The sequence below is a fragment of the Ottowia sp. VDI28 genome, from assembly GCF_049532675.1.
Taxonomy (GTDB): domain Bacteria; phylum Pseudomonadota; class Gammaproteobacteria; order Burkholderiales; family Burkholderiaceae_C; genus Ottowia.
In genome coordinates this window covers 6,251,824-6,265,037 of record NZ_CP149820.1, presented here as the reverse complement: position 1 = coordinate 6,265,037, position 13,214 = coordinate 6,251,824, and the positions used below count along the sequence as shown (strand labels likewise).

Annotated in this window: 11 protein-coding genes; 3 read left to right on the top strand and 8 right to left on the bottom strand. The window is 63.0% G+C overall.

The window, feature by feature from the left end; translation table 11 throughout:
- Positions 1-40: 40 nt before the first annotated feature.
- Positions 41-1,591, bottom strand: a complete 1,551-nt coding sequence (locus WJU18_RS29770; RefSeq protein WP_423457897.1) for a long-chain-fatty-acid--CoA ligase — start codon at positions 1,589-1,591, stop codon at positions 41-43.
- A gap of 144 nt (positions 1,592-1,735) precedes the next feature.
- On the opposite strand from WJU18_RS29770, the gene WJU18_RS29765 reads away from it, so the two are divergent.
- Complete coding sequence (locus tag WJU18_RS29765; protein ID WP_423457896.1) at positions 1,736-2,749, top strand: AraC family transcriptional regulator; 1,014 nt, start codon at positions 1,736-1,738, stop codon at positions 2,747-2,749.
- Here the strand turns inward: WJU18_RS29765 and WJU18_RS29760 are convergent.
- The 3 genes from WJU18_RS29760 to lplT all read right to left on the bottom strand — a co-directional run bounded on the left by WJU18_RS29760 (position 2,744) and on the right by lplT (position 5,497).
- The gene (locus WJU18_RS29760) at positions 2,744-3,256 is read right to left on the bottom strand and encodes a glutathione peroxidase (protein ID WP_423457895.1); all 513 of its coding nucleotides are present in this window, start codon (positions 3,254-3,256) and stop codon (positions 2,744-2,746) included. The two genes, WJU18_RS29765 and WJU18_RS29760, sit on opposite strands and share 6 nt — an antisense overlap.
- A gap of 320 nt (positions 3,257-3,576) precedes the next feature.
- Positions 3,577-3,879 carry a hypothetical protein gene (locus WJU18_RS29755; RefSeq protein WP_423456851.1) on the bottom strand — a complete coding sequence of 101 codons (303 nt, stop codon included), beginning with the start codon at positions 3,877-3,879 and terminating at the stop codon, positions 3,577-3,579.
- Between the two features lie 334 nt (positions 3,880-4,213).
- A complete protein-coding gene (lplT, locus tag WJU18_RS29750; RefSeq protein ID WP_423457894.1) occupies positions 4,214-5,497 on the bottom strand; it encodes a lysophospholipid transporter LplT in 1,284 nt (427 codons plus the stop codon).
- 303 nt (positions 5,498-5,800) lie between these two features.
- On the opposite strand from lplT, the gene alr reads away from it, so the two are divergent.
- Positions 5,801-6,895, top strand: coding sequence for an alanine racemase (gene alr / locus WJU18_RS29745; RefSeq protein ID WP_423457893.1), 1,095 nt, complete (start codon positions 5,801-5,803; stop codon positions 6,893-6,895).
- 49 nt (positions 6,896-6,944) lie between these two features.
- Here the strand turns inward: alr and WJU18_RS29740 are convergent, their stop codons facing one another.
- The gene (locus tag WJU18_RS29740) at positions 6,945-7,703 is read right to left on the bottom strand and encodes a sulfite exporter TauE/SafE family protein (protein ID WP_423457892.1); all 759 of its coding nucleotides are present in this window, start codon (positions 7,701-7,703) and stop codon (positions 6,945-6,947) included.
- Between the two features lie 460 nt (positions 7,704-8,163).
- On the opposite strand from WJU18_RS29740, the gene WJU18_RS29735 reads away from it, so the two are divergent.
- The gene (locus WJU18_RS29735; RefSeq protein ID WP_423457891.1) at positions 8,164-8,925 is read left to right on the top strand and encodes a M48 family metalloprotease; all 762 of its coding nucleotides are present in this window, start codon (positions 8,164-8,166) and stop codon (positions 8,923-8,925) included.
- Positions 8,926-8,938: 13 nt separating this feature from the next.
- Here WJU18_RS29735 and ygiD read toward each other — a convergent pair whose 3' ends face one another.
- From ygiD to WJU18_RS29720, 3 genes are all read right to left on the bottom strand, one after another.
- Positions 8,939-9,844 carry a 4,5-DOPA dioxygenase extradiol gene (ygiD, locus tag WJU18_RS29730; protein ID WP_423457890.1) on the bottom strand — a complete coding sequence of 302 codons (906 nt, stop codon included), beginning with the start codon at positions 9,842-9,844 and terminating at the stop codon, positions 8,939-8,941.
- A gap of 417 nt (positions 9,845-10,261) precedes the next feature.
- Positions 10,262-11,605: an argininosuccinate synthase gene (gene argG, locus WJU18_RS29725; RefSeq protein ID WP_423457889.1), complete on the bottom strand. Its 1,344-nt coding sequence runs from the start codon at positions 11,603-11,605 to the stop codon at positions 10,262-10,264.
- A gap of 152 nt (positions 11,606-11,757) precedes the next feature.
- A complete protein-coding gene (locus tag WJU18_RS29720; protein ID WP_423457888.1) occupies positions 11,758-13,194 on the bottom strand; it encodes an NAD-dependent succinate-semialdehyde dehydrogenase in 1,437 nt (478 codons plus the stop codon).
- Between the last annotated feature and the right edge of the window lie 20 nt (positions 13,195-13,214).

Here is a 13,214-nt window from a genome sequence, read left to right as displayed (position 1 = left end):
TCTGTGGCGCGAGACTGCGCTCCTTCCTCTTCCTTTTCTTCTAGTTGACTTGCCGTGCCTGCTCTTCCCAATAGGGTTTGCGCAGTGCGGTCTTGAGTACTTTGCCAGCGCCCGACAAAGGCAGCGAGTCGCGGAATTCGACACTGCGCGGGCACTTGTAGCCGGCGATCAGCGATTTGCAGTGGGCGATCAATGTCTCGGCGTCTGGAGCAGTGCCGGGCCGGGGAACGACCACCGCGTGGACGGCTTCGCCCCATTCGGCGCTGGGAATCCCGATGACCGCGGAGGCGGCCACCGAGGGATGCTGTGCCAGCGTGTTCTCGACCTCCGCGGAATAGACGTTTTCGCCGCCGGTGATGATCATGTCCTTCAATCTGTCGACGATGAAGACGAAACCGTCTTCATCCATGTAACCGCCATCGCCGGTGTGCATCCAGCCGCCACGCAGCGCCGTGGCGGTCTGCTCGGGCTGGTTCCAGTAGCCCTGCATGACGTTAGGGCCGCGCACGATCACTTCGCCGACCTCGCCGCGAGGAAGTTCGCGGTCTTCCGGGTCCACGATCCGCACTTCGGTGCAGAAGCTGGCGCGCCCGGCCGAGCGCAGCTTGGCACCGCCCGGTACATGGCATTCGGCCGGGTTGAGGGTGGCCAGCGGCGATAGCTCGGTCATGCCGTAGGCCTGCATGAAGCTGACACCAGGCAGGGCCGCCATGGCGCGCATCAGCACCGCCTCGGAAATAGGCGAAGCGCCGTAGATGATGCTCCTGAGCGCGCTCAGGTCGCGAGGTGCCTGCATGGCCGGATGATCGGCCAGCATCTGGATCATGGTCGGCACCAGCAGCACGTCGGTGACCCGGTCGCGCGCCAGCACATCCAGCACCGCCTCGGGCGAGAAGGCCGGCACGATGCTGTGGGTGTTGCCCTCTATCCAATGCGGCAGTGAAATGCCGATGTCGGCAAGATGGAACATGGGCGCGGCATGCAGGTAGGTGCCGCCAATGCTGGCCACGCGCTCCGAATGCATCGCCAGGCCGGAGCTGCAGAGATTGCCGTGGCTGAGCATCACGCCTTTGGGAAAGCCGGTGGTGCCGCCGGTGTAGAAAATACCGGCCAGATCGTCGTCGCGCCGTACGGTGTCAGGCACGGGCCGGGCTTCGGCCAGCAGATCCTCATAGTGGCGCATGCCCTGGGGCGCGGTGCCATCACCGCAATAGACCATCTCCCGCAGAGTGGCGGTGTCGCCGCGGATCGTTTCCGCCAACGGGCGGAAGGTTTCATCGACCAGCAGGAAGGTGGAGCCTGAATCGTTCAGTGCGTAGAGGATTTCGGCGGCAGACCAGCGGATGTTGCAGGGGTTCAGCACACCGCCGCCCCAGGGCACGCCCATCTGATACTCGAGGTAGCGGTCGGAATTGAGCGCCAGCATGGCCACGCGGTCGCCCGCTTGCATGCCGAGCGCTTGCAGCGCCCCGGCCAGGCGCGCCACGCGATCGGCGAACTGGCGAAAGCTCCTGTGCCGCTGCCCGAAGCGTACGGCGATGCTTTCCGGCTTCTGCTGCACCGCTCGGTGCAATCCTTGGGTGAGGTACATGCCTGTTGTCTCCTGGTGGCCCTGAATGGTGAGGGTCGTTATGTGGTGGCAAGGGCGTTCATGTTAGAAACGCATGCCCGCACCGGCAATGACACATCGCATCGTTCGCATGACAGAACACATCGCGCCACGGCGGCGTCTCCCATGACGCTGCAAGCCCCTGCCACCGTGCCGGTGGCCTTTGTGCGCGGCATGCTGCTGGGTGTGCAGGCCCGGGGTGAAGCGTGCGAGCCTTATCTGGCGGAAGCAGGCATCCAGGAGGAGCTGTTGGGCCATGCGGGCGCGCGCGTCACTGCAGCGCAGTACGCCCAGCTGTTCAAGATCCTGATCGAGCGGCGTGCGGATGAGGGGGTGGGTTTCTTGTCGCGGCCTATCAAGCCTGGCAGTTTCGCGCTGATGGCGCGCTATGGCATGGGCGCGCCGAATGTCGAGCTGGCGATGCGGCGCGTGGCAGAGGCGTTCAGCCTGTTGCAGGATGACTTTACCCTCATTACGCGGCAGGACGGTGGGCAGGCCGCGTTGGCACTGGTGCCGAACGAGGCGTGCGCGGCTCAGCCGGTGTTCTGGCACGAGATGCTGCTGCGCGTGTTGTGGCGCTTGATTGCTTGGCTCGCGGGTGGACGTTTGCCGGCAACCCGCTTTGATTTCGCCTTCGCGGCGCCGCCGCATGTGGCGGGTTACAGCAAGATCTTTCCCGCGCCGCTGGCTTTCGGGTGCGCGGAGTCGGCTGTCTGGTTCGACGCGGGCTGCCTGCGCAGTCCGGTGCAGCGCGACGAGCTGGCGCTGCGGGCATTCCTGGCGAACGCGCAGACGAATATCGTGCTGCCGCAGCTGGGCAGCGACGTGGTCAGTACCCGTGTGCGGCACCATCTGCTGCGCACGCAACCGGCATGGCCTGATCTGGGGGCCACCGCTGAAGCGCTGTGCATGTCCACCGCGACCTTGCAGCGGAAGCTGGCATTGGAAGGCACGTCCTTTCAGGCACTGAAGGACGCCCTGCGGCGCGACATCGCGATCCTGCACTTGAGCGCCAGCAGCATGCCGATGGCCGCGCTGGCTCAAGACCTGGGTTTTACGGACAGCGCTGCGTTCCAGCGTGCGTTCAAGGGCTGGACGGGCAGTGCGCCAGGGGCATACCGCAGGAAATCAGGGTTATAGAGCTTTCAACGCCGCCTCGATATCCTTGGAAAGCGATTCCGGCTTGTCCTGGGGTGCATAGCGTTTGATCACACGGCCATCGCGCCCGATCAGGAATTTGGTGAAATTCCATTTGATGGCCTGACTGCCCAGCAGGCCCGGCGCTTCCGATTTGAGCCATTGAAACAGCGGATCGGCGCCCGCGCCATTGACCTCGATCTTGGCCATCATCGGAAACTCGACGCCGTAGTTGCGCTGGCAAAAGGCGCCAATCTCGGCGTTGCTGCCGGAATCCTGGCTGCCGAACTGATTGCACGGGAAACCGATGACCGAGAGCCCCTGCGCCGCATATTTTTCGTGCAGCGCCTCCAGGCCGGCAAACTGAGGGGTGAAGCCGCAGGCACTGGCGGTATTGACGACCAGTACCACGCGCCCTGCCAACTCCGAGAGCGCGAAGGGCTGGCCTTCCAGCGTGGTGACAGTAAAGCGGCTGAGGCCAGGGGAATCAGGTGCGCTTGCTTGTGCCATGTCGTGATCTCCTAAAGGCGTTGCCCTCAATCAACTGGCTTTCAGGATAGCGCATCGGGAATGGCCATGCCTTGCACGCGGCAAGGCAAAAAAACGAGACGGCAAGCGTCTCGTTTTTTTGTTGCCGGGCCGCCCCAAAACAAAAAGCACCCCCTTGGGGGCAGCGGACCCCGCGAAGCGGGGAAGCGTGGGGGCCTTTTTTGTTGCCGGGCCGCCCCAAAACAAAAAGCCCCCCTTGGGAGGCAGCGGACGCCGCGAAGCGGGGAAGCGCGGGGGCCTTTTTTGTGGTGGCGGCCATTGCAGGCCGCCAGAAGGCGTGATCAGCTCATTTCGCCGCTTTTGACTTGGTAGCCGGCAGCGAGGGCTTCACGGGTTTGCTGGCGCACTTCAGCGCGGGTGACCTTGCTGGCGGAGACGGGTGCCTTGGCAGCCAGCAGGTTGGCATCGGTGGCCGGCAGGTTGGCGATGGCTTGCTGGGTCACTTCAGCACGGGTCAGTGTGCTCACCGTGGCCGGCTCGTTCAGAAACAGGGGGCCTTCGCCGGCAGCGGGCTGGGCGGCAAAAGCGTTACCAGCGAAAACAGCGGCGAGGACGGTAGCGAGGGCGATGTTCTTGGCTTGCATGATTCTTTCCTTTTCAGTTCAATCTGTTCAATCTTGTGGACCAGCGAGACTGCCACCGTGGCAGCCCCCTCTTCGTTGAATCCGTTTTGACTACTTTGGGATTCACCGCGGAGGAGGCTTTTGGCTTGGAAGGCTTTGGCCGGCTCCGTAAGACGTAGTTTGCGCCTTAAGGACTAGGGTAAATACTAGCTAAATTGAACAAGACCTTTTCCGCTCAGGAAATAATCAAGGCTTCTGAGCACGTTTCTGGGGAGCGCCTGGCACTATTGCCGCTCCTGCGGCAGCATGATCAGTACCCACGTTTGACGTTGGCGTGGGGCACGGTGGACGCCCGTTACCCGTGAGAGTGGTCGCTGCGGGCAATGGTCAGCAGGTGTTCCATTTCCACAGGATGGTGGCGCAGGTTGTAGAAGTACCAAAGCTGGATCAGCGCCATGATGGCGGTGACCAGCAGGCCAAAGCCGACAATGGCTGCAAACGCCGAGGCGCCTGCCTTGGTCATGGCGCTGTAGGCGAAACCCAGGCCCAGAATGCAAGCCTGTTCGTTGAAGTTCTGCACCGCGATCGAGCGTCCGGCGCCCATCAGGTTATGCCCGCGGTGCTGCAGCAGCGCATTCATGGGCACCACCAGGTAGCCTCCCAGGCCGCCCAGCAGGATAAGCATGGGCACGGCAATCCATAGCTGGTCGACATAGATAAGCGCCGTGACCAGCATGCCCATGAGCATGCCCAGCGGCATGACACCGGTAGCTTTGTCCAGCCGGACCCGTGCCGAAGCCCATATCGCCCCGGCCGCCGTGCCGATGGCCACCACCCCCACCAGCTTGGAGGCCTGCGAAACGCTATAACCCATGGCTGCGGCAGCCCAGGCCAGCACCAGATAGCGCAGATTGCCGCTCACGCCCCAGAAGAGGGTGGTGGTAGCCAGCGAGATCTGTCCCAGCCGGTCATGCCACAAGCGGGAGTTGCAGCGCCAGAAATCCGGCAGCAAGCTCAGCAGGTTGTTCGGCAAGGGCCGCAGCGGCACGCCGGTTCGCGGAATCCCCATATTGATGGTGGCCGCCAGCACGTAGATGCCCATGATGACGGTGATGGCCGCTTCGGCCGGCGTGTCCACGCCCGTGTTGATGATCGGAAAATCGAGGCTGAGCAGATGGTCGGCCACGGCGGGGCTCACCAACTGGCCGCCCACGAGCACTCCCAGGATGATCGAGGCGATCGTGAGGCCTTCAATCCAGCCATTGGCCTTGACCAGTTGGGAGGGCGGCAGCAGCTCCGTCAGGATGCCGTACTTGGCTGGCGAATAGGCCGCCGCACCCAGCCCCACGATGGCATAGGACATCAAAGGGTGCGAGCCGAACAGCATCAGCGCGCAGCCCACGGCCTTGACGGCGTTGCTGTAGAACATCACGCGTCCCTTGGGCTGGGCATCGGCGAATGCGCCCACCAGGGGAGCGAGCACCACATAGAAGAACGCGAAGATCGGCACCAGCGCGGCCGTCTGCCAATCGGGCGCACCGTCCGACCTCAGCAGGGCGATGGCTGCGATGAAAATGGCGTTGTCGGCCAGCGAGCTGAAGAACTGCGCGGACATGATGACGTAAAAGCCGCGCTTCATGGGATCACGGCGATGGGCGTCAGCCGGGCAAAAGGCATGAAAAAAATCTGCTCTATACGAGATGGGCGGTTATAGCACGTGGTTACTGTTTGTCATCGAAAAATCGCCCCCACGCTTTCCCTGCTTCGCATGGTCCGCTGCCCCCCGAGGGGGTGCTTTTTCATCTTGGGAGCGGCCCGGCGATGAAAAAAGGCCCCCGTGCTTTCCTACCTTGTAAGCACGCGCCGAGTCTGCGAGTGTCAAAATGGCGTACAGAGCGCTGGAATTCCCAGCCGCCTTGCAGTCTGCCTGAAGTTATTTGACATGCCACGCCCGATCCAGGCCACGATCCACAACGCCGCGCTTCGCCACAACCATCAGAGCCTGCGCGTTGCCGCGCCTGGGGCACGGCTCTGGGCCATTGTCAAGGCCAACGCCTATGGCCATGGTATCGAACGTACCTTCGAGGGCTTGCGCGGGGCCGATGGCTTCGCCTTGCTCGATCTGGAGGAAGCGCAGCGTGTGCGTGATCTGGGTTGGCGCGGGCCTATCCTGCTGCTCGAAGGCGTCTTCGAGCCGCGCGATCTGGAACTGTGCTCACGCCTGCAGCTTTGGCATGTCGTGCACAGCGACGAGCAGATCGACTGGCTGGCCATGCACAAGACCCACGCGCCGCAGCGCGTGTTCCTCAAGCTCAATTCAGGGATGAACCGCCTCGGCTTCGCTCCCGAACGCTATCGCGCCGCCTACGCCCGCCTGGCAGCCCTGCCCCAGGTGGACGAGATTTCCCACATGACGCATTTCAGCGACGCAGATGGCGACAAAGGCATTGAAGCGCAATGGGCCCATTTCCAGCGCGCCACCGAAGGCTTGCCTGGCGAGCGCAGCACCTGTAACAGCGCCGCCACCCTGCGCCACGGCGCGCGGGCCGAGGTGCGCGGCGATTGGGTGCGCCCCGGCATCGCCGCCTATGGCGCATCGCCCGATTTCCCGGAGCACGATGCTGCGCACTGGGGGCTGCGGCCGGCCATGACGCTCTCGTCCCGGATCATCGCCACCAACCAGGTGGAAGCGGGCGCCACCATCGGCTATGGCTCCATATTCACGGCAGAGCAGTCTTTGCGTGTGGGCGTGGTGGCTTGCGGCTATGCGGATGGCTATCCGCGCCACGCGCCTACGGACACCCCGGTCCTCGTGGACGGCGTGCGTACCCGTACCCTGGGCCGCGTGAGCATGGACATGATCGTGGTAGACCTCACCCCGGTGCCGCAGGCGCATCCGGGCAGCGAGGTCACGCTATGGGGTTGTGGCCCGAACGGCGCCCAGCTGCCGATCGACGAGGTGGCCCACGCCTGCGGCACGGTCGGCTATGAACTGATGTGCGCCCTGGCCTTGAGGGTCAAGGTCAACGTGGACTAGGGCGTGTTCACACTAAACACGCAACGCTGAAGAAGAGTGTCTGGCCGGGCTACTTGATGAACCCGTCGTACCCGGTCTTCAGGATCAGCAGGCCCACCACCAGAATAAACACGCCCCGTACGAAGCCTGTGCCGTGTTTCAAGGCCAGCCGGGTGCCGATCAGGCTGCCGATTACGTTGGCCACAGCCATCGTCAACCCGATCTGCCACCAGATATGGCCCTTGGAGGCGAAAAGCGCCAGCGCGGCGATGTTGGTGGCCACGTTCAGCAGCTTCGCTGAGGCCGAGGCGTTGAGAAAGTCATAGCCAAGCAAGCGCACGAACAGGAAGATGAAGAAACTGCCGGTGCCCGGCCCGAAGAAGCCGTCGTACCAGCCGATCACCGCGCCGATGGCGCAGGCGATGGCGGTTTCGCGGCCTGGCGTATGGTGCGGCGCATGGGTGTGGCCCAGGTCTTTCTTGGCCAGGGTGTAGAGCAGCACGACCAGCAGAATGACCGGCAGCAGGCGGCGCAGGAAGTCCGGATTGATCTGCGTGACATGCCAGGCACCGATGAAAGCACCCACCAGCGCTGTGCCGGCCGCCGGCAGCAAGGCCTGCCAACGCATCTTCACCCGGCGGCTGTATTGAAGCGTGGCGATGGTCGTGCCCCAGACCGAGGCGGTCTTGTTGGTGCCAAAGAGCGTGGCCGGTGCCGCATTGGGAAAAGTGGCAAACAGGGCCGGCACCAGGATCAGCCCGCCCCCTCCCACGATTGAATCCACCATGCCGGCCAGCAGCGAGGCCACGGAGATGATCAGCAATTCCATGAAGAGAGACGGAGGGTGGTTGATGGCCTGCGCTCATCCGGGAAATGCGCAGCGGTGTCGCTTGGTTCGGCCCGGAAGAGGAGCCGGGAGGCGTCGGGCAGGCCGATCATAGCGGCTTGCGGGAAGGTCCGCCGGAGAGCGGGCGATCACCTGCGCGTGCAGGCCGTCATTGGTATCAATTTTCGTTATTTTGATTGATTTTGCATGAATTTGTCAGCAAACGATAGCAAATCAAAGATCTGTCGCAAAACACTGGAAAAATGTCTTCAAGGAAAGCGAGTCATCACTTCGCTGAATTGGGCGTCAATGTGCGCTCCGCTGCACATATCTCGGGGAGGCTGAGGCTGGGCTGTTGGCTTTATGCCAGGCCTGCGGCCATGCCGGGTGATATCGAGAGGAGGAACTCGATGCGCGGAGACCCAATGAAACCAAGAAGAATTTTTCAAGAGAAGGAGAAACTATGAAGAAGCTCATGTGGACGGCACTGGCCGCCAGTCTGGCCCTGGCCGGCTGCAAGACCATGGACACGGGCAATATTGGCGGGCTGATGGAAACCGGCTCCGCCGCAATGAAGGCGGTCTCGCTGTCGGATGACGACGTAGTCAAGCTGTCCAATGAATCGTGCAGCGCCATGGATGCGCAGAACAAGGTCGCTGCTGCCAAGAGCAAGTACACGCAGCGCCTGAACCGGATCGTGGCGAAGATGCCGCAGACCATCAACGGCAAAAAGGCTGTCTACAAGGTGTACCTGACGCAGGACGTGAATGCCTGGGCCATGGACAACGGCTGCATCCGTGTCTACAGCGGCCTGATGGACCTGATGAATGACGACGAAGTGCGTGGCGTGCTGGGCCATGAGATCGGCCACGTGGCGCTGGGCCACAGCAAGAAGAGCATGCAGACCGCGTACGCCGCGTCGGCAGTACGCTCGGCCGCGGCCAATAGCGGTAACTCGGCGGTAGCTGCCCTGTCGCAATCACAGGCCGGCGAACTGGGTGAGAAGTTCATCAATGCGCAGTTCTCCCAGTCACAGGAGTCCGCCGCCGATGACTATTCCTTCGATCTGCTGACCGAGAAAAAGATGAACCGCCAGGGTCTGGTCACGGCCTTCCAGAAGCTGGCCAAGCTCAGCGGCGGCAGCTCGGGCAGCTCCATCCTGAGCTCACACCCGCCTTCGGGGCAGCGTGCAGCGCACATTCAGGATCGCCTGAACGGCAAGTGAGCCCTGACTCTCTCTAGCCCCACAGCACGGAGCGCATCGAGATCGAGGCTGACTGAAAGCCCGTATTGAAAAAGCGCGGCATTTCGGTGGGGCGGGCGGCGCCTGCCGCATAAAGCAGCGGTAGATAGTGCTCGTGCGTGGGATGGGACAGCCGCGCTATCTGGCCCACCTGCTGGAATTGCGCGAGCGCGTCGAGCTGGCCTTTCTTGATCTGGTCCTGCACCACGGTGTCGAATTCCACCGCCCAGTCGTAGGCCTCCTGCGAGGCCGTGCCGCGGCGGGTGGCGCGCAGGTTGTGTACGATGTTGCCACTGCCCACGATGAGCACGCCTCTCTCGCGCAGCTTCTGCAGTTGCCTGCCCAGCGCGTAATGCTCGGCGGGCGGCCGGCCGTAGTCCATGCTGAGCTGCAGCACCGGAATGCGGGCTTGTGGAAACATCGGCTTGAGCACCGACCAGGTGCCGTGATCCAGCCCCCATTCGCGTTCATCCACTTCCAGGGCGTTCCCAGCGGCTGGCGACAGTTCCTTCGCCAGGCTTCGCGCGACTGCCGGCGCCCCAGGCGCCGGGTATTGCTGGTCGAACAGGGCCTGCGGGAATCCGCCGAAGTCGTGAATGGTCCTGGGCTGCGCCATGCCGGTCAATTGCCAGCCGCCTCGGGTGAGCCAGTGGGCTGATATGCAAAGGATCAGCTGGGGCTGTTCGGCCCGCGCGAGCAGCTCGGTCCCCAGGGCCTGCCAGCTGCGCCGCCAGTTGTTGTCTTCGATGGCGTTCATGGGGCTGCCATGGCCCACGAACAGGACGGGCATCCGGGCAGATGGCTTGAGCGACTGCAACAAAGAGGCAGCGAAGGCGCTGGACAAGGGGGAGGAGGCACCGGCAAGGCTGGCCAGGACCGTCAGCAGGGTTCTGCGCTGCATAAGGGGAGGTTTCTTCGGGGAGATAACTTGGAACAGGCTCTCAGAGGGTGCCTGCTGCCGCCAAGTTCCCGGATCCCAGGCACAAAAAAAAGCCCCCACGCTTCCCCGCTTCGCGCGGTCCGCTGCCCCCCGAGGGGGGCTTTTGTTTTGGGGCGGCCCGGCAACAAAAAAAGAGCGCCTCGTAAGGCGCTCTTTGAAAAATTACTTTTTATTAGTACTAAGCTTGGTGTTATTGCATTTCTTGTTGTCTGGCTTGTCTCCTCGGCCCTTCGGCGACGCGGATATGTTCCTTGCGCCGCCCGAATGCAGTGACTGTAACCGGGCATCTCAGCGCACCATATTGGGAGTTTCCCCGAATGGTGCGGCTTTGAGTGCCCCATTTTTGCCAGCCATGGGCCGAATTGAGTGCTTTTGACTCTACTTGGTGCGATCATGCTCCAATTGGGGCAACATTGAGCCTTCGCCGAGCTGTAGCAGGCCGCTTTTGCTGTACACCGCGAGCTTGCCACGCGTGTCGATGATGTCGAGGTTGCGCATCGTCAGCTGGCCGATGCGGTCCAGGGGAGAGAACGGGGCATTTTCCACTTTCTCCATGGACAGGCGCTCCGGGGCGTAGGTGAGGTTGGGCGATTCGGTGTTGAGCAGGCTGTAGTCGTTGCCGCGGCGCAGCTCCAGCGTGACCTCTCCGGTGATCGCGTTCGCCACCCAGCGTTGGGCGGTTTCACGCAGCATGATGGCCTGGGGATCGAACCAGCGGCCCTGATAGAGCAGGCGGCCCAGTTTCAGGCCGTTCATGCGGTACTGTTCGATGGTGTCTTCGTTGTGGATACCCGTGACCAGACGCTCATAGGCGATGTGCAGCAGTGCCATGCCCGGGGCTTCGTAAATGCCCCGGCTCTTGGCCTCGATGATGCGGTTCTCGATCTGGTCGCACATGCCCAGGCCATGGCGGCCGCCGATGCGGTTGGCTTCCAGGAACAGCTCGACCAGGTCGGTGAACTCCTTGCCGTTCAGGGCGACTGGGCGGCCTTCTTCGAAGCGCACGCGCACTTCCTCGGCTTTCACGTCGACTTCGGGTTTCCAGAACGCCACGCCCATGATCGGGTTGACGATGCGGATACCGCTGGACAGCTCTTCCAGGTCTTTGGCCTCGTGGGTGGCGCCCAGCATGTTCGAGTCGGTCGAATAGGCCTTTTCTGTCGACATCTTGTAGTCAAAGCCGGATTTCTGCATGAATTCCGACATTTCCTTGCGGCCACCCAGCTCGTCGATGAAGCGCTGGTCGAGCCAGGGCTTGTAGATTTTCAGCGACGGGTTGGCGAGCAGGCCGTAGCGATAGAAGCGTTCGATGTCATTTCCCTTGAACGTGCTGCCATCGCCCCAGATGTTGACGCCATCTTCCCTCATCGCGTTGACGAGCATGGTGCCCGTCACGGCGCGGCCCAGGGGGGTGGTGTTGAAATAGGTAGCGCCACCGGTCTGGATATGGAAGGCGCCGCATTGCAGCGCGGCGATGCCCTCGTTGGCCAATTGGGCGCGGCAGTCGACCAGGCGTGCGTTCTCGGCGCCATAGGCCATGGCTTTGCGCGGGATAGCGTCGTAATCTTCTTCGTCAGGCTGACCGAGGTTGGCGGTATAGGCGTAGGGGACGGCGCCTTTCTGGCGCATCCAGAGCAATGCGGCACTGGTGTCGAGGCCACCCGAGAAGGCGATGCCGACCTTCTGGCCGGTGGGAAGGGATTGAAGGATGGTGGAGGACATGGGAAAAGCTCAATAGCTCAATAAAAGGGGCTGCCAGCAAAGGCGAATGCCCCTATTGTCGGTGCAATTGCGAAAACGGCGTCATTCCCGGATAGCCGGCACCAGACGAATGCCGGAATCCAGGAGAGCGGGCTCAGATCGTGAACACGATCTCAGACGCACATGATCGAGACCGTTTTGGTGTTCAAGTACGCTTCCAGCGCTTCCGTACCGCCTTCGGAGCCATAGCCCGAATCCTTGACGCCGCCAAACGGCAGCTCGGCCCAGGGCGCGGCGGGTTGGTTGACCCACAGCATACCGACTTCCAGGGCGTGAGAGATCTGGTGGGCGTTCTTCAGGGACCCCGTGAAGGCGTAGGCCGACAGACCCCAGGGCAGGCGGTTGGCTTCCTGAATGGCTTCGGAGAGGTCGTCGAACCCGCGCACGGCGGCCATGGGGCCGAAGGGCTCCTGGTTGAACACATCGGCTTCGAGGGGCACGTCGGCCAGGATGGTGGGGGCGAAGAAGTTGCCGGTGCTGCCGATGCGCTCGCCGCCCGTGGCCAGGGTGGCGCCCTTGGCGACGGCGTTTTCGGTCAACTGCTGCATGGCGGCCAGGCGGCGGTCATTGGCCAGGGGACCCATCTGGATGCCTTTTTCCAGCCCATTGCCCACTTTCAGGCCCTTGGCCAGCGCGGTGAAGGCGGCCACGAAGTCGGCCTTGACCTTGTTGTGCACCAGATAGCGGGTAGGGGAAATGCAGACTTGCCCGGCATTGCGGAACTTGGCGCCGCCGCCGGTTTTCACGGCCAGCTCGATATCGGCGTCTTCACACACGATCACCGGGGCATGGCCGCCCAGTTCCATGGTGGCGCGCTTCATGTGCTTGCCGGCCAGCGCGGCCAGCTGTTTGCCCACCGGGGTGGAGCCGGTGAAAGTGATCTTGCGGATGATGGGGTGTGGGATCAGGTATTCGGAGATTTCAGCCGGCACGCCGTACACCAGTCCGATCACGCCCGCAGGGACACCCGCGTCGGCGAACGCACGGATCAGCGCAGCCGGAGAAGCGGGAGTTTCCTCGGGGCCCTTGACCAGGATCGAGCAACCTGTGGCCAGCGCGGCGGACACTTTGCGCACCACCTGGTTGATCGGGAAGTTCCACGGCGTGAAAGCGGCCACGGGGCCGACGGGCTCCTTCAGCACGCGCTGGTCGGCCAGCAGGTTGCGCGGCGGCACGATGCGGCCATAGGCGCGGCGGCCTTCCTCGGCGAACCATTCGATGATGTCGGCGGCGGAAACGACTTCCACCTTGGCTTCCGGCAGCGGCTTGCCTTGTTCCTGCGTCATCAGCGAGGCGATTTCGTCAGCGCGCTCGCGCAGCAGGCCGGCGGCGCGGCGCATGATGGCGGAGCGCTCGGCGGCGGGCGTGGCCCGCCAGGTGGCGAAGCCGCGGTCGGCGGCAGCCAGGGCGCGGTCCAGATCGGGTATGCGGGCGTGCGCCAGACGGCCGATCTCCTGGCCGGTGGCCGGGTTGATCACCGGCAGCGTTTCGCCCGCGGCGGCGTCGCACCATTGGTTGTCGATGAACAGCTGGGTATTGGCGTAGGTCATGGCAATGAATGAGGGGAAAA

Bases quoted from the DNA above. Each gene is read 5' to 3' on its own strand.
- WJU18_RS29755 (WP_423456851.1), bottom strand. From the start codon at position 3,879: ATGCAAGCCAAGAACATCGCCCTCGCTACCGTCCTCGCCGCTGTTTTC.
- WJU18_RS29760 (WP_423457895.1), bottom strand. From the start codon at position 3,256: ATGGCACAAGCAAGCGCACCTGATTCCCCTGGCCTCAGCCGCTTTACT.
- argG (WP_423457889.1), bottom strand. From the start codon at position 11,605: ATGTCCTCCACCATCCTTCAATCCCTTCCCACCGGCCAGAAGGTCGGC.
- WJU18_RS29765 (WP_423457896.1), top strand. From the start codon at position 1,736: ATGACGCTGCAAGCCCCTGCCACCGTGCCGGTGGCCTTTGTGCGCGGC.
- WJU18_RS29740 (WP_423457892.1), bottom strand. From the start codon at position 7,703: ATGGAATTGCTGATCATCTCCGTGGCCTCGCTGCTGGCCGGCATGGTG.
- lplT (WP_423457894.1), bottom strand. From the start codon at position 5,497: ATGAAGCGCGGCTTTTACGTCATCATGTCCGCGCAGTTCTTCAGCTCG.
- alr (WP_423457893.1), top strand. From the start codon at position 5,801: ATGCCACGCCCGATCCAGGCCACGATCCACAACGCCGCGCTTCGCCAC.
- WJU18_RS29735 (WP_423457891.1), top strand. From the start codon at position 8,164: ATGAAGAAGCTCATGTGGACGGCACTGGCCGCCAGTCTGGCCCTGGCC.
- ygiD (WP_423457890.1), bottom strand. From the start codon at position 9,844: ATGCAGCGCAGAACCCTGCTGACGGTCCTGGCCAGCCTTGCCGGTGCC.
- WJU18_RS29770 (WP_423457897.1), bottom strand. From the start codon at position 1,591: ATGTACCTCACCCAAGGATTGCACCGAGCGGTGCAGCAGAAGCCGGAA.
- WJU18_RS29720 (WP_423457888.1), bottom strand. From the start codon at position 13,194: ATGACCTACGCCAATACCCAGCTGTTCATCGACAACCAATGGTGCGAC.